Source organism: Rhodobacter sp. P1_C2 (genome assembly GCF_056406375.1).
The window spans coordinates 1-20,889 of record NZ_JBFUAG010000003.1 but is presented as its reverse complement, the minus strand read 5'-3'; the positions used below and the strand labels follow the sequence as shown (position 1 = coordinate 20,889).

Annotated in this window: 20 protein-coding genes; 13 read left to right on the top strand and 7 right to left on the bottom strand. The window is 66.5% G+C overall.

Going from position 1 to position 20,889, the window contains the following annotated elements; genetic code table 11:
- Positions 1 to 8: 8 nt before the first annotated feature.
- Positions 9 to 1,535 (bottom strand): sugar ABC transporter ATP-binding protein, encoded by a 1,527-nt coding sequence (locus AC1DZT_RS05110; RefSeq protein ID WP_478005534.1) that lies wholly within the window; start codon positions 1,533 to 1,535, stop codon positions 9 to 11.
- A 162-nt stretch (positions 1,536 to 1,697) separates the two neighbouring features.
- Here AC1DZT_RS05110 and AC1DZT_RS05105 point away from each other — a divergent pair, with 162 nt between their 5' ends.
- Entirely contained in the window at positions 1,698 to 2,717 is a 1,020-nt protein-coding gene (locus AC1DZT_RS05105; protein ID WP_477998851.1) for a LacI family DNA-binding transcriptional regulator, read from the top strand.
- A gap of 99 nt (positions 2,718 to 2,816) precedes the next feature.
- Positions 2,817 to 4,007, top strand: a complete 1,191-nt coding sequence (bktB, locus tag AC1DZT_RS05100) for a beta-ketothiolase BktB (RefSeq protein ID WP_478005533.1) — start codon at positions 2,817 to 2,819, stop codon at positions 4,005 to 4,007.
- 3 nt (positions 4,008 to 4,010) lie between these two features.
- Here bktB and AC1DZT_RS05095 read toward each other — a convergent pair whose 3' ends face one another.
- The gene (locus AC1DZT_RS05095) at positions 4,011 to 4,907 is read right to left on the bottom strand and encodes a LysR family transcriptional regulator (RefSeq protein ID WP_478005532.1); all 897 of its coding nucleotides are present in this window, start codon (positions 4,905 to 4,907) and stop codon (positions 4,011 to 4,013) included.
- Between the two features lie 98 nt (positions 4,908 to 5,005).
- On the opposite strand from AC1DZT_RS05095, the gene cuyA reads away from it, so the two are divergent.
- The 7 genes from cuyA to AC1DZT_RS05060 are packed head-to-tail and all read left to right on the top strand — an operon-like array spanning position 5,006 to position 11,625.
- Positions 5,006 to 6,028, top strand: a complete 1,023-nt coding sequence (gene cuyA / locus AC1DZT_RS05090) for a D-cysteate sulfo-lyase (protein ID WP_478005531.1) — start codon at positions 5,006 to 5,008, stop codon at positions 6,026 to 6,028.
- Positions 6,029 to 6,032: 4 nt separating this feature from the next.
- Positions 6,033 to 6,788: a cysteate racemase gene (gene cuyB / locus AC1DZT_RS05085; protein WP_478005530.1), complete on the top strand. Its 756-nt coding sequence runs from the start codon at positions 6,033 to 6,035 to the stop codon at positions 6,786 to 6,788.
- Between the two features lie 32 nt (positions 6,789 to 6,820).
- Positions 6,821 to 7,807 (top strand): taurine ABC transporter substrate-binding protein, encoded by a 987-nt coding sequence (gene tauA / locus AC1DZT_RS05080; RefSeq protein WP_478005529.1) that lies wholly within the window; start codon positions 6,821 to 6,823, stop codon positions 7,805 to 7,807.
- Between the two features lie 60 nt (positions 7,808 to 7,867).
- The gene (locus AC1DZT_RS05075) at positions 7,868 to 8,656 is read left to right on the top strand and encodes a taurine ABC transporter ATP-binding protein (protein WP_478005528.1); all 789 of its coding nucleotides are present in this window, start codon (positions 7,868 to 7,870) and stop codon (positions 8,654 to 8,656) included.
- Entirely contained in the window at positions 8,653 to 9,516 is an 864-nt protein-coding gene (locus AC1DZT_RS05070) for an ABC transporter permease subunit (RefSeq protein ID WP_478005527.1), read from the top strand. The genes AC1DZT_RS05075 and AC1DZT_RS05070 overlap by 4 nt, the downstream gene beginning before the upstream one ends.
- Before the next feature lie 16 nt (positions 9,517 to 9,532).
- Positions 9,533 to 10,873, top strand: a complete 1,341-nt coding sequence (hisD, locus tag AC1DZT_RS05065; RefSeq protein WP_478005526.1) for a histidinol dehydrogenase — start codon at positions 9,533 to 9,535, stop codon at positions 10,871 to 10,873.
- A complete protein-coding gene (locus AC1DZT_RS05060) occupies positions 10,870 to 11,625 on the top strand; it encodes an alpha/beta fold hydrolase (protein WP_478005525.1) in 756 nt (251 codons plus the stop codon). Before hisD ends, AC1DZT_RS05060 begins: the two co-directional genes overlap by 4 nt.
- A 62-nt stretch (positions 11,626 to 11,687) precedes the next feature.
- Here AC1DZT_RS05060 and AC1DZT_RS05055 read toward each other — a convergent pair whose 3' ends face one another.
- Positions 11,688 to 12,512: an SDR family NAD(P)-dependent oxidoreductase gene (locus tag AC1DZT_RS05055; protein WP_478005524.1), complete on the bottom strand. Its 825-nt coding sequence runs from the start codon at positions 12,510 to 12,512 to the stop codon at positions 11,688 to 11,690.
- Between the two features lie 63 nt (positions 12,513 to 12,575).
- The gene (locus AC1DZT_RS05050; RefSeq protein WP_478005523.1) at positions 12,576 to 13,097 is read right to left on the bottom strand and encodes an SH3 domain-containing protein; all 522 of its coding nucleotides are present in this window, start codon (positions 13,095 to 13,097) and stop codon (positions 12,576 to 12,578) included.
- A 143-nt stretch (positions 13,098 to 13,240) separates the two neighbouring features.
- Between AC1DZT_RS05050 and AC1DZT_RS05045 the strand changes: the two genes are divergently transcribed.
- Both AC1DZT_RS05045 and AC1DZT_RS05040 read left to right on the top strand, forming a co-directional pair.
- Positions 13,241 to 15,568 (top strand): DNA topoisomerase IV subunit A, encoded by a 2,328-nt coding sequence (locus AC1DZT_RS05045; RefSeq protein ID WP_478005522.1) that lies wholly within the window; start codon positions 13,241 to 13,243, stop codon positions 15,566 to 15,568.
- A gap of 77 nt (positions 15,569 to 15,645) precedes the next feature.
- Positions 15,646 to 16,542: a calcium-binding protein gene (locus AC1DZT_RS05040; protein WP_478005521.1), complete on the top strand. Its 897-nt coding sequence runs from the start codon at positions 15,646 to 15,648 to the stop codon at positions 16,540 to 16,542.
- Positions 16,543 to 16,671: 129 nt separating this feature from the next.
- On the opposite strand, the gene AC1DZT_RS05035 is transcribed toward AC1DZT_RS05040, so the two are convergent.
- The 3 genes from AC1DZT_RS05035 to AC1DZT_RS05025 all read right to left on the bottom strand — a co-directional run bounded on the left by AC1DZT_RS05035 (position 16,672) and on the right by AC1DZT_RS05025 (position 19,641).
- Positions 16,672 to 17,328, bottom strand: coding sequence for a Fe2+-dependent dioxygenase (locus tag AC1DZT_RS05035; RefSeq protein ID WP_478005520.1), 657 nt, complete (start codon positions 17,326 to 17,328; stop codon positions 16,672 to 16,674).
- A gap of 4 nt (positions 17,329 to 17,332) precedes the next feature.
- The gene (locus AC1DZT_RS05030; protein WP_478005519.1) at positions 17,333 to 18,175 is read right to left on the bottom strand and encodes a hypothetical protein; all 843 of its coding nucleotides are present in this window, start codon (positions 18,173 to 18,175) and stop codon (positions 17,333 to 17,335) included.
- A 98-nt stretch (positions 18,176 to 18,273) separates the two neighbouring features.
- Positions 18,274 to 19,641, bottom strand: coding sequence for a cytochrome P450 (locus AC1DZT_RS05025; protein ID WP_478005518.1), 1,368 nt, complete (start codon positions 19,639 to 19,641; stop codon positions 18,274 to 18,276).
- Between the two features lie 161 nt (positions 19,642 to 19,802).
- On the opposite strand from AC1DZT_RS05025, the gene AC1DZT_RS05020 reads away from it, so the two are divergent.
- Positions 19,803 to 20,540, top strand: a complete 738-nt coding sequence (locus tag AC1DZT_RS05020) for a hypothetical protein (RefSeq protein ID WP_478005517.1) — start codon at positions 19,803 to 19,805, stop codon at positions 20,538 to 20,540.
- Between the two features lie 104 nt (positions 20,541 to 20,644).
- The coding region (locus AC1DZT_RS05015) for a GTP-binding protein (protein WP_478005516.1) at positions 20,645 to 20,889 on the top strand (245 nt) is incomplete at its 3' end.

Here is a 20,889-nt window from a genome sequence, read left to right as displayed (position 1 = left end):
TTCCCCCCTTACGCCACGGCTTTTTGTTTCAGGCCCGCCGCATAGCGCATGATTTCCTGTTCGTTGATCTCGCTGCCTTCCAGCACGCCGACGATCCGCCCCGCCCGCATCACCACCACCCGGCTGCACAGGCCGATCACCTCGGGCATCTCGGACGAGACCATGATGATGGAACAGCCCTCGCGGGCGAGGCCGGCGATGAAATGGTAGATCTGCTGCTTGGTGCCCACGTCGATGCCGCGCGTCGGCTCGTCGATGATCAGGATCTTCGGCGTGATCTCCATCACCTTGGCGAGGAGCAGCTTCTGCTGGTTGCCGCCCGACATCCGCCCGGCCACCACACCGGCATCGCGCACCCTTATGTCGAAGCGTCGCCGCGCCCGCTCCAGCGCCTTGGCCTCGCTGGCGGGGCTGAGGTAGCCCCAATGCCCATGCCGGTCCAGGGATTGCAGTGTCAGGTTGGCCGTCATGTCAGAGCCGAGGAGAAGCCCCTTCGACTTGCGGTCCTTGGTCATATAGACCAGCCCCGCCGCCGCCGTCGCCTGAATGTCGCCTGCCGGCACAAGGTCGTTGCCAATCCGCACTTCACCCGCAAGCCGCGGATAAAGCCCGACAATCGCCTCCATCAACTCGGTCCGACCTGATCCGATCATGCCGGAAAAGCCGAGGATCTCGCCTTTGCGCAGATCAAAATGCGCGTCGCGGACATGGGCCGTCGTCAGCCCCACCACCGACAGGACCCGCGCCTCATCGACATCGGGTTCGGATTTCTGCGGATAAAGGCTGGACAGCTCGCGCCCGACCATCAGCTGGGCAATCGACTCGCCATCCAGCGTGTTGGTCGCCGCCGTCTTGACCCATTGCCCATCGCGCAGCACCGTCACCCGGTCGGAAAGCTCCGTCACCTCATCCAGCTTGTGCGAGACGAAGACAAAGCTCGTCCCCAGGTCGCGCAGCTTGCGCACCTGCCGGAACAGGGCCTCGGTCTCATCCCGCGACAGGACGGCGGTGGGTTCGTCCATGAAGACGATCCGCGCATCGCGGCTGATCGCCTTGGCGATCTCGACCATCTGCTTGTCGGCCACCGACAGCGAGGAAATCACCGCAGTCTCGCTGATATGCGAGCCGAGCATGTCCAGCACGCGCCGCGTCTCGGCCCGCATGAACTTGCGGTCCAGAACGCCAAAGCGGGCGACCTCGCGGCCAAGGAACAGGCTTTCGGTGACGGTCAGATGTTCGGCAAGGTTGAACTCCTGATGGATCACCACGATCCCCAGCGCCTCTGCCGCGCCATTGGGCGGCAGCTTGACGCTGACGCCATCGAGGAAGATCTCGCCCGAGGTCGGCTGTTCGAAGCCCGACAGGATCTTGACCAGCGTGGATTTCCCCGCCCCGTTTTCCCCCATCAAGGCATGGATCTCGCCCCGCCGCAGGGTGAAATCGACGCTGAACAGCACCTGAACGCCGCTGAATGTCTTGCTGATCCGCTCCGCAGACAGCACGATGTCGCCGCGACCCAAAGCCGCTGACTCCATGACTTCCTCCCTCGCGGCTCCCCCCGCTGCCTCAGGTGTAAACCTTTGCATTTTTCATGTAAAGGTTTACATTGCCGGGACCGCCCGAGATTTTTACCGCCAGCTTTGCACCTGCAGCGAGGAGCGTGTAGGAAAGGGGGGTCAGCAGGAACAGGCCCCCAAGTGACGAACACTTCACCCGCCACCATCGAAGACGTCGCCCGCATCGCAGAAGTGTCGATCGCCACCGTCTCGCGCGCGATCCACCTGCCGGAGAAGGTGGCCGTCTCGACAAGGCTCAAGGTCAATCAGGCGATTGCGCTGACCGGCTACACCACCAACGCCATGGCGCGCAGCCTGCGCCTGGGCAAGTCGAACATGATCCTCGTCGTGGCGCCCGACATTGGCGACCCGAATTTCTCCAGCATTCTCGTGGGGTTGGAGAATGAGGCCCGCGCCCATGGCTATGGCGTGCTGATCGGCCATACCCAGAACGATGCGCAAAGGGGGGTGGAGTATCTGAAGTTCTTCTCCTCCAACCAGGCGGCCGGGATGATCCTTTTCACCGGCATCCTGCCCTTCGGTCACCAGTCGATGACGGCCAAGCTGCCGCCGACGGTCGGCGTCTTCGAGCCGGTCTTCAACGGCGGCATTCCCTATGTCGGCGTCGATGACATCGGCGGCGCGCGCAAGGCGGTGGACCTGCTGATCTCCGAAGGTCACCGCAAGATCGCCTTCATCGGCGCGGCGCGCAACCGGCTGGCCTATCAGCGCCGGCTGATCGGCTGCGAGTCGGGGCTCGATGCGGCGGGCATCCCCGCCGAAAGCCGCATCGTGATGGAGGGCGACGGCACCATCGAAAGCGGCCGCCTCGCCGTGGACCGGCTGTTCCTGCGCGACACGCTGCCGACCGCCTTCATGTGCGTGAACGACCAGACCGCCATCGGCGTCATGCTGGGCCTCGCCGCCCGCGGCTATGACGTGCCGCGCGATTTCTCGGTCACCGGCTTTGATGACGTTCCGCAGGCTTCCTACATGTCGCCCGGCCTGACGACGATCCGTCAGCCACGCGGCATGATCGGCAAACACGCGATGGCGCTTCTGTTGCAGCTTTTGGGCGAGGGCGAGCCGGCGGAGACGGAAATCCTCCTCCTCCCCGACCTCGTCGTGCGCAATTCGGTCGGCCCGCCGCGCAAGATCTAGAGCCCCGTGCCGCAACGTCACGGCCGGAAGGCAGGCCCATGCCCTTGCCCCGCAAGGGCCTTGGGAACAGCGTGAGGCAGCTGTTTTCAGGAGATTGCCATGACCCGTTCCGTCATCATCGCCTCTGGCGTCCGCACCGCCATCGGTGACTTTGCAGGCGCGCTGTCCGGCATCAGCCCCGGTGATCTCGGCGCCGCGGTCGCGAAAGAAGCCATCCTGCGCGCGGGATGTGTCGGCGCCGATATCGGCCAGACGGTCTTCGGCCATGTCATCCACACCGCGCCCGAGGATATGTATATCTCCCGCATCGTCGCCATGCGGGCCGGCGTGCCCGAGACCGCCCCGGCGCTGACCCTCAACCGGCTCTGCGGTTCGGGCCTGCAGGCGGTGGTGACGGCGGCAGAGCAGATCCTGCTCGGCCATGCCGAGATCACCCTGGCCGGCGGCACCGAAAGCATGAGCCGGGCGGGCCATCTGATCACCCAGGGCCGCAGCGGGCAGAAGATGGGCGATATGAAGGCCGTCGACATGATGCTGGGCGCCCTGACCGATCCTTTCGGCAATGGCCATATGGGCATCACGGCGGAAAACGTGGCGGCCAGGGGCCAGATCGACCGCGCCACGCAGGATGCCTTTGCCGTCGAAAGCCACAGGCGGGCAGCGCAGGCCATCGCCGAGGGGCGCTTTGCCTCCCAGATCCTGCCGATGACGGTGAAGAAGGGCCGCGCCGATGTGATCTTCGAGGCCGACGAACATGTCCGCCCCGGGGTGACGCTCGCCGATATGGAAAAGCTGCGCCCGGCCTTCGCCAGGGACGGCTCGGTCACCGCAGGCAATGCTTCCGGCCTCAATGACGGGGCCGGGGCGCTGGTCCTGATGGACTCTGCCGTGGCCGAGGCGCGCGGGGTGAAGCCCTTGGCGCGGATCGTCGCCCATGGTCTGGGCGGGGTCGCGCCCGAGGTCATGGGCCTTGGCCCCGTTCCCGCCGTCAAGCAGGCCCTGTCGCGGGCCGGGCTGACGGTGGCCGACCTCGATGTCATCGAATCCAACGAGGCTTTTGCCGCCCAGGCCTGCGCCGTGGCGCAAGAGCTGGGCTTTCCGGCCGAAAGGACCAATCCCAATGGCGGGGCGGTGGCGCTGGGCCATCCGATCGGCGCATCGGGGGCGATCATCCTGATCAAGCTGATCCACGAATTGCAGCGGACCTCTGGCCGCTATGGTCTGGCGACCATGTGCATCGGCGGCGGGCAGGGCATTGCCGTGGTCGTCGAAAACCCCAAGGCGGGCTAGGGCTTACCCCTCCGCCGACAGGGCCAGAAGGCGCGACCAGAAGGCCATCTCCACCGGCCCGGCCGCACCATGCAGCCGGGCGGCGCGCACCAGAAGCGGGCAGCTCGGCAGGCTGGGCGACAGATCGCAGAGCCTGCCGCTCGCCAGCCGCTCCGCCGCCAGCGATTGCGGCACCCAGGCCACCGCCACGCCCACCGTCGCCATCTCCAGCGCGGCCAGCGTCAGGGCGGTTTCGGCCATCGGTACCGGGGTCAGATGCGGCGGCAGCTGCGGCAGGATCCGCCCCTCCATCACCTTGCCGAAGGAGACATCGCCCGGATAGGCCACATAGGGCAGCTCGCCCCGCGCCACCGGGGCACTGGCAAAGACCGGGATCAGCCGATCGGTGCCGAGGGTGACCACATCCAGATAGGCGTCGCTGACGTCGATCTTCTCCTCCGGCACCTGATAGAAGATCGCCACATCGGCCTGCCGCGAAAGAAGCAGGCCGAAGCACTCGTCGAGGTTGGCCGAGCGCAGCCGCACATAGGTCTCTTCGCCGCTTTTCTGGATGCCCTGGATGATCGCCGGGGTGAAGGAGGTGGCCAGCGAGTGCTGGCTGGCAATCACGACCTTGTTGTTGGCGATTCGGTCGCCGCGCCGCAGGTCCACCACCAATTGGCGCAAGGAAGCGGCAAGCTGCGCAATTTGTTCGCTTTGCGCCAGGGTGGTGGGCCGCAGAACCACCGGCTTGTGGCTTCTGTCGAACAATTCGACGCCGACATGCTCTTCTATCTGCCGCACGCGCCGCGAAAAAGCCGACTGAGTCAGCCGGCGTTTTTCGGCTGCGCCACTGAAGGAACCGGTCTGGGCAATCGCCAGGATATCCTCAAGCCATTCCAACTGCATGACAGACCTCAAGTTGCAATTCTTGCAAGATATATGGAAAATTTCGCATTTGCTATTTGATTATGCCCGATCAATGCTCGTCTTGCGCAAGTTAATTCAAGGACGCTGCCATGCATCTCGCCCGCTTTCCCCGTGTCTTCCTGGCCCATCTGCCGACGCCTCTGGAAAAGCTTGACCGCCTGTCGAAGGAATTGGGCGGGCCGGAAATCTGGATCAAGCGCGACGATTGCACCGGGCTGTCGACCGGCGGCAACAAGACCCGCAAGCTGGAGTTTCTGATGGCCGAGGCTTTGGCTGCGGGGGCCGATACGGTGATGACGCAAGGCGCCACCCAGTCCAACCACGCCCGCCAGACTGCCGCCTTTGCGGCCAAGCTCGGCCTCGCCTGCCATCTGCTGCTGGAGGATCGGACCGGCTCGAACGACGGCAATTACAACGGCAATGGCAATGTGCTTCTGGACCATCTGCACGGGGCGACCACCTCCAAACGCGCCGGCGGCATGGACATGCAGTCCGAGATGGAGGCGGTGGCCGAAAAGCTGCGGGCCGAGGGGCGGAAGGTCTACCTCATCCCCGGCGGCGGGTCGAATGCGACGGGCGCGCTGGGCTATGTGAACTGCGCCTTCGAGCTGGTCGGTCAGGCCAATGACCGCGGCCTTGCGATCGACCATATCGTCACCGCCACCGGCAGCGCGGGCACCCAGGCCGGCCTCATCACCGGGCTGAAGGCGATCAATGCGGGCATTCCCCTGACCGGGATCGGCGTGCGGGCGCCCAAGGACAAGCAGGAGGCGAGCGTCTTCGCCCTGGCCCAGAAAACCGCCGAAAAGCTCGGCTGCCCCGGCGTCGTGCAACGCGCGGATGTGGTGGCCGATTCGAGCTATGTCGGCGCCGGCTACGGCGTACCCCGCGCCGACACGCTGGAGGCGATTGCGATGTTCGCCCAGCTGGAAGGCATCCTTCTCGACCCGGTCTATTCCGGCAAGGGCGCGGCGGGGCTGATCGACTATTGCCGCAAGGGCCATTTCAAGAAGGGCGAAAGGGTGGTCTTCATCCACACCGGCGGTTCGGCGGCGCTTTTCGGCTATGACGCGGTCTTCGCGGAAAGCTCCAAGGCGCTGGTGGTCGCCTGATCCGATGAACCAGACGCCCACACCCCTGGCACCTCAAAACCCGACCGCCCCGCGGCGGGTCGGGATTCTGGGCGGCATGGGGCCGGGCGCCACGATCCTGATGATGCAGAAGGTGATGGGCGCGGTGCGGGCGTCGGATGACGCGGACCATATCCCGCTGATCGTGGACCAGAACCCGCAGGTGCCCTCGCGCATCTTGCACCTGCTGGAAGGGGGCGGCGAAGACCCCGGCCCGGTGCTAGCCGCGATGGCCCGCCGTCTGGAGGCCGCCGGGGCCGAGGCGCTGGCCATGCCCTGCAACACCGCCCATCACTATGCCGCTGCGATCCGGGCGGCGGTCAAGGTGCCCTTCATCGACATGGTGGCGCTTTCGGTCGCCCATGCGGCACAGCTTGCGGGCGCGGGCGGCACGGTTGGCATCCTCGCCTCCCCCGCCGTGCGCAAGGTCGGTCTCTTCGAGGCGCCCTTCGCCGCCGCCCATCTGACCCCGCTTTACGCCGAGGACGAGGCCGCCACCCTCGCCGCGATCCGCGACATCAAGGCCCATGGCGCCACCGAAGACGCGCGCCAGACCCTCTTGGCCGCCTCCGCCGCCCTTCTCGCCCGCGGCGCCCGCGTCCAGATGATCGCCTGCACCGAGTTTTCGCTCATCGCGGATTCGGTCGCGCCACAGGTGCTGGCTTTTGATACGCTGGACATCGTGGTGGCCGCGATTGCAGACTTTGCCGTGACGAGACCCCGACCCGACCAAGACCCATAAGAACAAAACCGACCCAACAAGGAGCCCTGCCCATGAAACTCCCGACCCGACTTCTGGCGCTTGCCGCCTCTGCCATGATGTTCGCCAGCGCCGCTTCCGCCGAAAAGATCATCATCGGCCATTTCGGCAACCCGACGCCCATGCAACTGCTTTCCACCTCTGACACGCTGGCCAAGGAAACCGGCTGGGACATCGAATGGCGCAAGTTCGATTCCGGCACCGATGTCATCGCGGCGATGGCCTCGGGCGATGTGGTCCTGTCCGAGCTTGGCTCTTCGCCCCTGGCGATTGCCGCCAGCCAGGGCGTGGATCTGCAGCTGATCGCCTATTCCGACGTGATCGGCAAAGCGGAATCGCTGATCGCCCACAACGGTTCGGGGATCGAGAAGGTCGCCGACCTCAAGGGCAAGCGCATCGCCGTGCCGGTGGGTTCCACCGCGCATTTCTCGCTGATGGGCGCGCTGCAGCATGAAGGCATCGCCGAAACCGACGTGACCATCGTCAGCATGAAGCCCGACCAGATCGCGGCATCGTGGGATCAGGGGGTGATCGACGCCGCCTGGATCTGGCAGCCGGTGCAATCGCAGATCCTGAAGTCGGGCAAGCTGATCATCGGCGCCGACCAGACCGCCGAATGGGGCTTTCCGACCTTTGACGGCTGGGTCGTCGACCGCAAGTTCGGCGAGGCGAACAAGGACAAGATCGTGATGTTCCTGAAAGAGATCGACAAGGTCAACGCAAGCTACCTGAAAGACCCCGCCGCCTGGACCGCCACCGCGCCGGAAGTGATGGCGCTGGCCAAGGCCACCGGTGCCGATGCCTCCCAGGTGCCGGACATCCTGCAAGGCTTCACCTTCCTGCCGATGGCGACCCAGGCCAGCGACACCTGGCTTGGTGGTGCTGCCGCCAAGATCAAGGCCACGGCCGAGTTCCTGAAAGGCGCCGGCCGGATCGACGCCACCGCCGATGACTATTCCGCCTTCGTGACCCCGGCCTATGCCGAAGCCGCCGCGAAGTAAGCCATTTGCCCTGCCCGGGACCGCCCGGGCAGGGAGACCATCTGAAAGGGAAAGCGGCTCATGGCGCTGAAAATCGACAGTGTTTCGGTTGTCTATCCGGCAGCGGACGGCCGCCCGCCGGTCTCCGCGCTGAGCAAGATCGACCTGGAAATTGCCGAGGGCGAATTCGTCGTGGCGCTGGGCGCCTCGGGCTGCGGGAAATCGACGCTGCTGAACCTGATCGCGGGGTTTCTCTCGCCCTCTTCGGGCGCGCTGACGCTGGACGGCCAGCATGTCGCGGGCCCCGGTGCCGACCGTGCCGTGGTGTTTCAGAAACACGCGCTGCTGCCCTGGCTGAACGTGCTGGACAACGTGGCTTTCGGCCTGCAGATCCAGGGCATCGGCAAGGCCAGGCGCCACGAGGTCGCCAATAAATTCGTGGGCCTTCTGGGGCTGGACGGCTTCCAGAACTCGCCCGTCTACAAGCTGTCGGGGGGGATGCAGCAGCGCGTCGGCATTGCCCGGGCGCTGACCTGCGACCCGAAGATCCTCTTGATGGATGAACCCCTTGGCGCGCTTGATGCCCTGACGCGGGAAAAGGCGCAGGAGCTGATCCTGAACATCTGGAACGACACCGCGAAGTCGATCTTCTTCATCACCCACAGCGTCGAAGAGGCGCTGTTCATGGGCACCAAGCTGGTCGTCATGTCGCCGCGCCCGGGCCGGATCACCCATCTGTTCGACCTGCCCTTCTCGCGCCGCTTTCTCGACGGGATGCCGGCGCGGCAGGTCAAGGCCTCGCCCGAGTTCATCGCGATGCGGGAAGAGGTGCTGAAGATCATTTTCGCCGATGAGGAGGCCGTGGCATGACCGACCAACCCATCCTGCAGAAGGCCCCCGGCCTCTGGGCCCGCGTCTCGCGCGCAAGGCCCACCAAACCGGGCGAGATCTACGGCGTGCCGGGGCAGGGCAGCTCGCTCTGGCTTTCGGCCTTCTCGATCGCGCTGTTCTTCTTCGTCTGGTGGCTGGTCACCTATATGGGCTGGGTCAAGCCGCTCTTCGTGCCGGCGCCGATGGCCATCGTCACCAAGTTCATCGCGATCTGGAACACCGGCTTCACCGGCACGCCGTTTCTGGACCATCTGACCATCTCCACCCTGCGCGTCTTCGGCGCCTTCCTTCTGGCCTGCGTGATCGGCCTGCCGCTCGGCCTCGCCATGGGCATGAGCCCCCTGATGCGCGGCCTCTTCGACCCGCCGATCGAGTTCTACCGCCCGATCCCGCCCTTGGCCTATCTGCCCCTGATGATCATCTGGTTCGGCATCGGCGAGACCTCGAAGGTGCTGCTGATCTTCCTCTCGGTCTTTGCCCCGGTCGTGCTCGGCGCGCGCTCGGGCGTGAAATCGGCGGCGATCGAACAGATCCACGCCGCCTATTCCTTCGGCGCCACCCGCTGGCAGGTGATGCGCTATGTCATCATGCCCTCGGCCCTGCCCGAGATCCTGACCGCCATGCGCATCGGCATCGGTTTCGGCTGGACCACCCTGGTTGCGGCCGAGATGGTCGCCGCCACCAAGGGCCTTGGCTACATGGTGCTGTCGGCCAGCCAGTTCCTGCAAACCCCGGTGGTGATCATGGGCATCTTCGTGATCGCCATCATCGCCTTCGCCTTCGACCTTTTGATGCGCTTTGTCGAGCGCCGCCTCGTGCCCTGGAAGGGCCGCATGTAACCGGAAAGCCAAACCCATGATTTACCTCAAGAAAGCCGGTCGGACTGCCGAGACGGGCCAGGAAGACGTGCGCGCCGTCGTAGCCTCCATGCTGGCCCAGATCGCCGCCGAGGGCGAGGAGGCCGCCCGCCGCTTCGCCCGCGATCTGGACGGCTGGGAGGGCGAGATCGTGGCCTCGCCCGAGGTGCTGCGTGCCGCCGCGGCCCAGGTGCCCGAAAGGCTGAAGGCCGATATCCGCTTTGCCCATGACAACGTCCGCCGCTTTGCCGAGGCGCAGCGCGCCACCGTCACCGATTGCACGGTGGAGATCCTGCCGGGCCTGATGGCGGGGCAAAAGCAGATCCCGGTCTCGGCCGCGGGCTGCTATGTGCCGGGCGGGCGTTACAGCCATGTGGCCAGCGCCATCATGACGATCACCACCGCCAAGGTGGCAGGCGTCCCCCATATCGCCGCCTGCTCGCCGCCGCGTCCCGGCCAGGGCATCCCGCCCGCGATCCTCTATGCGATGGACCTTTGCGGCGCGGATGTGATCCTGAACATGGGCGGCGTGCAGGGCGTGGCCGCCATGGCGAACGGTCTCTTCGGCCTGCCCAAGGCCGATATCCTCGTCGGCCCCGGCAACCAGTATGTCGCCGAGGCCAAGCGCATCCTTTACGGCCAGGTCGGCATCGACATGTTCGCCGGCCCCACCGACAGCATGGTGGTGGCCGATTCCGGCGCCGATGCCGAGATGGTGGCCTATGACCTCGTCGGCCAGGCCGAGCATGGCTACAACTCCCCGGTCTGGCTGGTCACCTCCGATGCCGCGCTGGCCGCCCAGGTTGTGGGCCTGGTGCCCCGGCTGATCGAGGCTTTGCCCAAGCTCAACCGCGACAGCGCCCGCGCCGCCTGGGCCGATTTCGCCGAGGTCATCCTCTGCGACAGCGCCGAGGAAATGGCCCAGGTCGCCGACCATTTCGCCCCCGAACATTTGCATATCCAGGCCCGCGATCTCGACTGGTGGCTGGGCCGCCTGCGCTCCTATGGCTCGCTGTTTTTGGGGGAGGAGACGACCGTGGCCTTTGGCGACAAGACCTCCGGCCCCAACCACGTCCTGCCGACGTCGGGTGCTGCGCGCTATACCGGCGGCCTCTCGATCCACAAGTTCATGAAGACCGTCACCTGGCAACGCGCCACCCGCGCCGCCGCCCGCCCGCTGGCCGAGGCCACCGCCCGCATCTCGCGGCTGGAGGGGATGGAGGGCCACGCCCGCTCCGCCGACATCCGTCTGGCCAAGTTCTTCCCCGGTGAGGTCTTCGATCTGACCGCCAGCGACTTGGCCACTCCCGATCTGGCCGCCCCCGACCTGGCATCATGACCGGCCTCGCCTTCCAAAGACGCGGCAGCGGGCCAAGCCTGGTTCTGGTCCATGGCTACCTCGCCGGCAGCGCGATCTGGACGCGCGAGCTCGCGACCTTCAGCGCCAGCCATGACGTGATCTGCCCCGACCTCGCCGGCTTCGGCGCCAGTGCAGCACTTCAGGCGCCCGCGACGATCACCGGCCATGCAGAGCTGGTCCTCGACCTGCTCGACCGCCTCGGCGTGGCGGAGTTCGACCTTCTCGGCCATTCGATGGGCGGCATGGTGGTGCAGGAAATCGCCCGCCTCGCGCCCCAGCGCCTGCGCAGCCTCATCCTTTACGGCACCGGCCCGCAAGGCCTGCTGCCCGGACGGTTCGAGACCATCGCCCAATCGCGCGACCGCTTTCTGGCCGAAGGCGTCGCCCCCACCGCCCACCGCATCGCCGCGACCTGGTTCCTGCAGGGCGAGGCGGCCGAGGCCTTCCCGCTCTGCCTCGCCATGGGCCGCCAGACCACGCTGCAAGCCGCCCTCGCCAGCCTGAGCGCCTGGGAGACCTGGGACGGCCGCGCCGCCCTGGCGCAGATCACGACCCGCACCCTGGTGATCTGGGGCAGCCGCGACCGCTCCTACCCCTGGTCCCAGCCCGAGGCGCTCTGGCGCGGCATCCCCGGCGCCGATCTCGCCGTGGTGCCCAATGTCGCCCACAACGTCCATCTGGAAAACCCGGCGCTCTTCGCCGCGATCCTCGGCACCTTCCTCGACCCCTGACCCGGCCTGCCCAAAAGCACGCCCTGTCCGGTAGGATGGGCAATCTGCCCATCTTCCAAACCTCACCCCTTGGCCACCACCCAGTCGAGCATCCGCGTCGGAAGCAGCCTGCGCGCCAGCCCGGCAATCCGGGTCGGCACCGTCACCGCATAGCGCGCCCGGGGCCGGCGCGCCTCCACCGCATGGATGAGCGCCTTGGTCACCGCCGCAGGCGTCAGCTGAAACCGATCGGGTCCGCCCGCCGCATAAAGCCTGTCGCGCAGCTTGGCGTAATGCGCCGTGCGGACCGAGCCTTGCCAGTCGATCCAGCGTTCGAAATGCGGAATGGCGTTTTCGCGGATCCTGGTGCCGATCGGCCCCGGCTCGATCAGGATCACCTTGATCCCCTGATCGCGCATCTCCAGCCGCATCACATCGCTCAAGCCTTCCAGCGCGAATTTCGTCGCCACATAGGCGCCGCGCCACTCCGCCCCCACGATCCCCAGCACCGAGGAGCAGTTGACGATCCGCCCGCCCCCCGCCGCCCGCAACAGGGGGATCACCTGCCGGGTCAGGTCATGCTGGCCAAAGAGGTTGACCTCGAAGATCGACCGCAGGGCGCCCCGTGGCAGGTCCTCGACCAGACCGGGGCAGGCAAAGGCGCCGTTGTTGAAAAGGGCGTCGAGCTTGCCGCCGGTGCGCGCGGCCACCTCGGCCACCGCCGCACTCACACTCGCCTCATCGGCATAATCCAGCACGAAGCTTTCCAGCCCCTCGCCCTGCAGCCGGGCAGCGTCCTCCGGCTTGCGGCAGGTGGCAAAGACGCGCCAGCCGCGCGCCTTCAGGCCATGGGCTGCGTCATAACCGATGCCAGAGGAGCATCCGGTGATCAGGATCGTGCGGTCCATCGTGGTCCCTGCCTTTGCGCTGCAACGCGGCAGGTCTAGCAGATGTCCGCGCCGCGCCAACCGCTATTCCCGCAAGAGGCTCGCCGCCACCCAGGCCTCGCCGCCGTCGTCGGTCCGGATCCTTGTCCAGCCGGGGGCCGAGGTTTCGTCCACCACCATCACCACGAAGCCCGCCTTCAGCGTGCCGAGCTTGGCAAAGCTGGTGCCCGGCCCGCCGCGCACCGTGGCCCCGGCGGGGGCGCGCATCAGGCGGATCACCTTCATCTCGGTCGACGGCTGCGGCAGGGACAGCGAAACGCCGGTCGGCGTCACCGCGTCATCCTGTGCGCTGCCCGTTGCGCGGTCGGCTGCCGGCTGCAGGGCCGGCACGACGGCGGGCAGGGCCGCGGCGGCCTCAACCGGGGTCGCCCCCGCCGGCAGGCCGGTGGTGGATTTGGCCGGCACGAAGACCTGGCGTTCGGCGGGCTTTGCCGCGGCGACCTCCGCCTCTGGGCGGGGCGGGTGGATATATTGCCCGTGATCCGCCCCCAGAAACCAGAGAGCGCCATAAAGGAAGGCCGCAAGACAGAAGAGAAGACGAAACATGATAGGGCCCTTGATCAGTTCTTGCCGTGCACGAGGCACGGGACGCCCGCAAAGGGGCTGACTTGGCTTGGCCGGGGCCGCAGCCCGGCCTCGCCCGTGAAATCGCACTGGACCCCTTGGCCGCAGCGCACTACAGAAAGCGCATGTCCGATACGCCCGAAGACGATCTCCCCGAGGCGGCACTCCCTGACGCCGCCCTTCCTGCCCTGCGCAGCGAGCCTCTGGCCCGCGCGATCGGCGAACGCTATCTGACCTATGCCCTGTCGACGATCATGCACCGTGCGCTCCCTGATGCGCGCGATGGTCTGAAGCCCGTCCACCGCCGCATTCTCTATGCTATGCGGGAGTTAAGGCTTTCATCGACCGGTGGGTTCCGCAAGTCGGCAAAAATTTCTGGCGATGTGATGGGAAACTATCACCCCCATGGCGATGCTGCAATTTATGATGCGATGGCGCGCCTCGCCCAGGACTTCAACGTGCGCTACCCCCTGGTCGATGGCCAGGGCAATTTCGGCAACATCGACGGCGACAACCCCGCCGCCGCCCGCTACACCGAAGCCCGCCTGACCGCCGTGGCCGAGGCCCTGATGGAAGGCCTGGCCGAAAACGCCGTCGACTTCCGCCCGAATTACGACGGCACGCTGGAAGAGCCGGTGGTGATGCCCGCCGCCTTCCCGAACCTTCTGGCCAATGGCTCCTCGGGCATCGCCGTCGGCATGGCGACCAATATCCCGCCACATAACCTGGACGAGCTGATCCTCGGCTGCCACGCGCTCCTCCGCGACCCCGACACCACCGATGACCAGCTGGTGGCCCTGATCCCCGGCCCCGATTTCCCGACCGGCGGCGTCATCGTCGAGGACCGCTCCACCATCCTTGACGCCTATCGCACCGGCCGCGGCTCCTTCCGCACCCGCGCAAGATGGGAGATCGAGGACCTCGGCCGCGGCATGTGGCAGATCGTCGTCACCGAGATCCCCTATCAGGTCGCCAAATCCAAGCTGATCGAGCGTCTGGCCGAACTGGTGAACCTCAAGAAGGTCCCGCTCCTCGCCGATGTCCGCGACGAATCTGCCGACGACATCCGCATCATCCTCGAACCGCGCTCGCGCACGGTGGAGCCTGACCAGCTGATGGCCGCCCTCTTCCGCAATTCGGAACTGGAAAGCCGCTTCTCGCTCAACATGAACGTGCTGATCGACGGCAAGGTGCCGCGGGTCTGCTCGCTCAAAGAGGTGCTGCGCGCCTTCCTCGACCACCGCCGCGACGTTTTGAAACGCCGCTCGCAGCACCGGGTCGACAAGATCGACGCGCGGTTGGAAATCCTCGCCGGCTTCCTGATCACCTTCCTCAACCTCGACCGCGTGATCGACATCATCCGCTATGATGACGACCCCAAGCGCGCCCTCATGGCCGAGAACTGGGACAAGAAGCACAAGCGCGCCACCTCCGAGCGCGACTATGTCCCGCCGCCCGCAGGCCAGGGCCAGCTGAACGAGGTTCAGGCCGAAGCCATCCTGAACATGCGCCTGCGCAGCCTGCGCCGTCTGGAAGAGATGGAGCTGATCGCCGAACGCGACGCCCTGATCGCCGAACGCGCCGAGCTGGCCGCACTCCTCGCGTCGGACGTCGCCCAATGGCAGCGCATCGGGACCGAGCTGGAGGAGATCCGCAAGGCCTTCGGCAAGGACACCAAGGCCGGCCGCCGCCGCACCACCTTTGCCGAGGCGGGCGAGACCATCGAAATCACCGCCGAATCGATGATCGAGCGCGAGCCGATCACCGTGATCTGCAGCCAAATGGGCTGGATCAGGGCGCTGAAGGGTCATGCCGACCTCAGCCTCGAACAGAAGTTCAAGGACGGCGACGGCCCGCGTTTCGCCTTCCATGCCGAGACGACCGACAAGATCCTGATCGTCGCCGCCAATGGCCGTTTCTACACCCTGATGGGCGTGAACCTGCCCGGCGGGCGCGGCATGGGCGAACCGGTGCGCCTGATGGTCGATCTGCCCAACGACACCGCGATCGTCGATCTGATGATCTTCCGCCCGGGCGAGAAGCTGCTTCTGGCCTCCACCGCCGGGGATGGGTTCGTCGTGAACTCCGACGAGGTTCTGGCCCAGACCAAGGCCGGCAAACAGGTCCTGACCGTGGCCGAAGGGGTGAAGACCGCCGTCTGCCATCGGATCACCGGCGATCATGTCGCCGTGGTGGGGGAAAACCGCAAGGTGCTGATCTTCCCGCTGGTCCAGGTGCCCGAGATGACCAAGGGCAAGGGCGTGCGGCTGCAGAAGTACAAGGACGGCGGCCTGTCGGATGCCACGACCTTCGTGCTGGCGCAGGGCCTGTCATGGAAGGACCCCGCCGGACGGACGAGGACCGAGACCGACCTGCGGATGTGGGTCGGCAACCGGGCCGGATCAGGCGCCATGGCCCCGCGCGGCTTCCCCCGCGACAACCGCTTCAACTGACCAAGGCTTGACGGGGCGCGACCGGACCAGCACTGTCGCGGCCAGTCTTGTCTGGTAGCGAGTGGAGCGGCTTTTTCATGGCGAAATACATCTTCGATAATCCGCCGGGCGGCTCTGGCGCTTACCTGGCCGACGGTTTCGATCTGGGCAACCTTCTGGCCTTCGTCCCCGTCTCGATCTCCACGACAAAAATCGTCTGGAGCGAAACCAACGGCATCATCACCGACACCTTCACCCTCACCGGCTCGGGTTTTGTGGTGCAGAAATCGGGAGACCTGATCGTCGACGTGACCGCCGGGCAGCTGTGGGGCATGAGCGAGCAGGTCGTCGATAACGCGGGCCGGGTCTATTCCGCGACGGCCACGCAGCTGAACTCGGATATCGGGACCTTCTTCGACATCATCGCGTCAGGGGATTGGGCCAATCTTCTCAGCTATCTGACCCGTGGCAGCGATCAGATCATCGGGACGCGCAATGGCGATGTGCTGGCGGGCGGTGGCGGCAAGGACCTCCTCTTCGGCAATGGCGGCAATGACACGCTGATCGGCAATTACGGCGATGACCGCCTGTCGGGTGGCTATGGAGCGGATTCGCTCGATGGCGGCGTCGGCACCGACAGCCTGTTCGGCAGCGTCGGGCATGATGTGCTGACCGGCGGCAGTGGCCGCGATCAATTCGTCTTCAACACGGCGGTGCGGGCGGCGGATTCCGACCGGATCACCGATTTCACCCGCGGGCAGGACCAGATCGCCCTCTCCGCCAAGGTCATCGGCGGTCTGGGTGCTGCCGGGGTGCTCGACGCCAGCCACTTCGCCAGTGGTGCTGCCACCACGGCCGATCAGGTGGTGCTTTACGACCGGACCTCGGGCTGGGTGTCCTATGACAGCGACGGCAGCGGCGCGGCGGCGGCGATTGCGCTGGTTCAGGTGAAGGCGGGCCTCGACCTTCAGGCGACCGATTTCCTTGTGCTGTGAGTCGGCGTGGCATGGTTAACAAGCCCTGCAAGCGCCGCGCGTAGAGACCAAAGGAAGACAGGGGCAAGACGCCTTCAAGACGCGGGTCTTGCCCCGCATCTGTGCCGTTAAGACAGCGTTCTGAAGGGCTTAGACCTCGGCCCACATCCGCAGCAGGTTGCTGCGGGTCTTGGTCAGACGGTCGAACTGCGCGCTCTTGCCCTCGGCGGCAAAAGAGGCCTCCACCGCCTGGTCAAGGTCGAAGAGGATCTCGCGCTGGCCCGGGTCGCGGATCACGCTTTGCACCCAGCCGACCACGGCCAGCCGCTCGCCCCGGGTGACTTCCTCCACGCGGTGCAGGGTGGTGGCGGGGTAAAGGATCAGCTCGCCGGGGTCGAGCTTGATGGCGCGGGCTTCGAAACGGTCCTCGATGATCAGGGCGCCGCCGTCGTAAGTCTCGGGATCGGAAAGGAAAAGCGTGAAGGACAGGTCGGTGCGCAGCCCCTGCATCAGGGCGTCATCGACATGGAGGCCATAGGTCTGGCCCCGCCGATAGCGCGACAGGATCAGCCGCGTCATCGCCTTGGGCCGCGCGGCCGAGCGGAACAGCGGGTTCACCGCCAGCGCCTTTTCGACCTTGGACAGGATGCCGTCGAGGGCGGGGCCGGGCAGGGCCTGGTCATTGGCCTTGACCAGCGCCGCATGCCGCCCCGCCGTCGCCCGCCCATCGCCGAAGCTCAGCCCGCCCGCAGCCTCGCGCAGGGCCGTAACCTCGGCGGTGGACAGGATATTCTCTATGACGATCATAGAGTTACCTGACGGAGGAGGAGACAAGCTCCACCCGCGCCGCGACCCCCAGCAGGATCTGCGGATCGCCGGCCAGAAGGGTTTCTGCCATCGGGTCGCCAAAGGCGGCATCGGCCTCGCGCGTTGCGGCAAGGGCCTTGTTGGCGGCGGCGGTCCATTTCGGCGTCGCGGCCAGATCCTGCAAAGCCTCGCGGGCGAGGGTCACGAAAGAGCGCGCCTCGTGCCAGGCCATCACATCCTCGACCGCGCCATCCTTGAGGCTGCCCTCATATTCCCCGGCCGCGGCTTTCAGCAGCAGGGTCACCGCATCGAACCGCGCGCGGATCTCGGAGGCATGAGTGGCGGCGATGCCGTTGAACACCTGGGTGAGGGCGGTAAGTGATTGATCCACCTCGGTTTGTGACGCGCCCTTGGCCATGGTTTCCGAGAAGGCCTCGCTCGCGGCGGCCATGTCGGCGGCCTGCTTGGCCTCCATTTCCTTGCCGAGGGTGTCGAGCGTGCCCTCCTCTTTCGGGTGGCGCGAGAGTTCGACCGCCAGGTCCTTCTGGCCCTTTTCGTAAAGGTCGCGGGCGGCCAGCATATGGCCTTCGACCACCATCAGCTCGGCCAGAACCGCCGCCTCGGGGGTCGCCTCATCGGTCAGCCCGGCCTCGCCCGACTCGCCACCCTCGGCCTGCGCCAGCCAGAGCCGCGCGCTGCTGACCTCTCCGGGCATGGCCAGGGTGATCGGCGCGGGGCGGTGCACCTGGGCCATGGCCGGCGCCACGGCAAGCGTCACCGAAGCGACGGCGAGGCTGGTCCAGCGGCGCGGTTTGGTGGCGCGGGGTTCGGAAGGGCGGCGGGTCATGGCGGGTCCTATTACCTAGTATTATTGTCAGAATAGACCGCGATCCCGACCAAGGTCAAGATTGCCCAAGGGTTTTACTTGGGCAATCGGTTCGGCCCTTAGGCGCGCTCCACCTGCAGCCAGACGCCGCCTTCGGGGCGAAGGGTCAGGATCATCACCGGCCGCGGCGCCTTGCCCGGCAGCGGGGCAAAGCGGAAACGGGCGAGCAATGTGGCCAGGATGATCACCGCCTCCTGCAGGGCGAAAGAGGCTCCGATGCAGACGCGCGGCCCGTCGCCGAAGGGCAGATAGGTAAAGCGCGGGATGGCTTTGGGGTCGGAAAAGCGTTCCGGGTCAAAGGCATCCGGGTTCTTCCAATAGACCTGGTGGCGGTGCAGCGCATAGATCGGCAGGATCACCGTGTCGCCCGGCCGGATCTCGCGGCCGCAAAGCGTGTCGGCCTTCTGCGCGGTGCGCGACAGGAAGGCGGCGGGCGGGTACAGCCGCAGGGCCTCGTCCACGATGCGGCGGATCAGCGGCAGGGCGGGCAGATCAGCCGCCGTGGCGGGACGCGCGCCGAGCGCCGCCTGCGCCTCGGCCCGGGCGGCGTCCTGCACCTTGGGATCAAAGGCGCAGAGGTACAGCGACCAGGCGAGGGTCAGGGCCGTGGTCTCGTGCCCGGCGACGATGAAGGTCAGAAGGTTGTCGCGCAGCTCGTCCACATCCATCTTGCGGCCGGACGCCGGGTCCTCCCCGGCCATGAGCAGGTCCAGAAGGTCGGGCACCCCGGTTGCGGGCCGGTGGCGGCGCTGGTCGATCGAGGTGTCGGCCATCGCCTTCATCTGGCGGAGCGCCGGACCGGAGAACATCCGCCCCGGACGCGGCACCCAAGCGGGCGCGCCGAGGATGTCGAGCAGGGAAATCCGCGCCGTCTTGCTGATGTAATCCTCGATCGCCTGATGCACCCCGGCGCGGTCAAAGCCCTCGCCGCCGGAAAAGGTCACGTCCGAGATCACCTCGAACGTGGCGGCCACCATCTCCTCGAAGGCGTCGATGGCGCGGCCCGCGGCGGCATCGAAGCGGGCGGCGGCGCGGGTGGCGGCGGCGCTCATCACCGGGGCCAGGGCCGCGATGTTGCGGTGCGAGAAGACCGGGGCGGCGGTGCGCCGCTGCCAGAGCCATTCCGCCCCCTCGGCCACGAAAAGGGAATCGCCGATGGCCGGGCCGAGGATCAGCTTGGTGACAAGCGATTTGGGGTAATCCGCCACCCTTTCCCGCAAGATGATGTGGAGCGCCTCGGGGTCCATCACCATATGCCAGCGTTTGCCGGTGGTGCCCGACAGGATCGGCACGCGGGTCGCGATCTCGGGGATCAGCTCCAGCACATTGCGACGCCCGGCCTGAAGCGAGCCCCAGATGCCCAGGGGCTGGGTGTGTAGCGGCACACGGACCGGAAGCGCCGCCTCGATCTTGTCCTGATGTCCCATCGCGTCTCCTGAACCGGGGCCCGGGTCTTGCAACGATATAGCGCCGATATCATCTGCGTCCAACCGCGCGCCAGTTGCCAAGTGGCCGAGCCGCCGCTATCTCGGAAAGGACCCCCGAGGACCCCCCGAGGGAGACCGGCGCCAAGGAGCCTTGCCCGACCATGACCCTGCCTCGCATGTTGCGCCCTCTTCTGGTCCTTTGCGGACTTTTCCTGCTGGCTGCCTGCGATGCCCATGATGCGGGGGAACCGCCGCGGCCGATGGGGAATTTTGCCCTCGGGCTGAACATCGTGGTCGCCGATACGGCGCAGACCCTGCCGATCTCGCGCCAGGCCAAGCCCGAGGAATGGAAGGAAGTCATGACCAAGGCGATGGCCGACCGCTTCGGCAGCTATTCGGGCGACAAGCTCTTTGACTTCGGCATCTCGATCGACGGTTATCTTCTGGCGCCCCCCGGCGTGCCGGTCGTGGCCAGCCCGCATTCGGCGCTCATCTTCACCGTCAACGTCTGGGACGACGCCAAGCAGGAACTGCTGGTCAAGGGCGGCAAGCGGATGACCTATGTCGAGGGCGTCTCGGCCGAAAGCGTGATCGGCTCGGGCTGGACGCAAAGCAAGGACCAGCAGATGAAGAAGCTGGCCTTCAACGCGGCCAAGATGGTGCAGAACTACATGCTGGAGCATCCCGAATGGCTGGGTCTGACCCCCGAACAGGTGGCGAACCCGACCGCGACGGCGACCGCGCCGCCGCCCGTCCCGGCGGTGACCCCGGCCCCGGTCGCCACGACGGTGACCCCGGCACCGGTCAAGCCGGCCCCGCCGAAGCTGCCGGCGTCGAAACTTCCGCCGAAACCGGCAGACATCTCGCCCTTGCTGCTTCTGGGGCCGAGCCTGCCGTAACGGCGCGGCTGCCGTCTGGCCTTGATTTTCCCTCGCTTCCGGCTTAAGTCGCCGCGCGTGGAAATCGGGGTCCCTGCGGCCCCCCCAATCCGAGGGCACCCCAAATGGGTAAGGCAAAGTTTGAACGGAACAAGCCGCACGTCAACATCGGCACGATCGGCCACGTTGACCACGGCAAGACGACGCTGACCGCTGCGATCACCAAGTATTTCGGCGAATTCCGCGCTTACGACCAGATCGACGGCGCGCCGGAAGAGCGGGCCCGCGGCATCACCATCTCGACCGCCCACGTCGAATACGAGACCGAGAGCCGTCACTACGCCCACGTCGACTGCCCCGGCCACGCCGG

Coding starts and splice junctions, on each gene's coding strand:
- AC1DZT_RS05050 (WP_478005523.1), bottom strand. CDS start 13,097: ATGTTTCGTCTTCTCTTCTGTCTTGCGGCCTTCCTTTATGGCGCTCTC.
- AC1DZT_RS05030 (WP_478005519.1), bottom strand. CDS start 18,175: ATGACCCGCCGCCCTTCCGAACCCCGCGCCACCAAACCGCGCCGCTGG.
- AC1DZT_RS05020 (WP_478005517.1), top strand. CDS start 19,803: ATGACCCTGCCTCGCATGTTGCGCCCTCTTCTGGTCCTTTGCGGACTT.
- AC1DZT_RS05070 (WP_478005527.1), top strand. CDS start 8,653: ATGACCGACCAACCCATCCTGCAGAAGGCCCCCGGCCTCTGGGCCCGC.
- hisD (WP_478005526.1), top strand. CDS start 9,533: ATGATTTACCTCAAGAAAGCCGGTCGGACTGCCGAGACGGGCCAGGAA.
- bktB (WP_478005533.1), top strand. CDS start 2,817: ATGACCCGTTCCGTCATCATCGCCTCTGGCGTCCGCACCGCCATCGGT.
- cuyA (WP_478005531.1), top strand. CDS start 5,006: ATGCATCTCGCCCGCTTTCCCCGTGTCTTCCTGGCCCATCTGCCGACG.
- AC1DZT_RS05110 (WP_478005534.1), bottom strand. CDS start 1,535: ATGGAGTCAGCGGCTTTGGGTCGCGGCGACATCGTGCTGTCTGCGGAG.
- AC1DZT_RS05040 (WP_478005521.1), top strand. CDS start 15,646: ATGGCGAAATACATCTTCGATAATCCGCCGGGCGGCTCTGGCGCTTAC.
- AC1DZT_RS05055 (WP_478005524.1), bottom strand. CDS start 12,512: ATGGACCGCACGATCCTGATCACCGGATGCTCCTCTGGCATCGGTTAT.
- AC1DZT_RS05060 (WP_478005525.1), top strand. CDS start 10,870: ATGACCGGCCTCGCCTTCCAAAGACGCGGCAGCGGGCCAAGCCTGGTT.
- cuyB (WP_478005530.1), top strand. CDS start 6,033: ATGAACCAGACGCCCACACCCCTGGCACCTCAAAACCCGACCGCCCCG.
- AC1DZT_RS05035 (WP_478005520.1), bottom strand. CDS start 17,328: ATGATCGTCATAGAGAATATCCTGTCCACCGCCGAGGTTACGGCCCTG.
- AC1DZT_RS05075 (WP_478005528.1), top strand. CDS start 7,868: ATGGCGCTGAAAATCGACAGTGTTTCGGTTGTCTATCCGGCAGCGGAC.
- AC1DZT_RS05045 (WP_478005522.1), top strand. CDS start 13,241: ATGTCCGATACGCCCGAAGACGATCTCCCCGAGGCGGCACTCCCTGAC.
- tauA (WP_478005529.1), top strand. CDS start 6,821: ATGAAACTCCCGACCCGACTTCTGGCGCTTGCCGCCTCTGCCATGATG.
- AC1DZT_RS05025 (WP_478005518.1), bottom strand. CDS start 19,641: ATGGGACATCAGGACAAGATCGAGGCGGCGCTTCCGGTCCGTGTGCCG.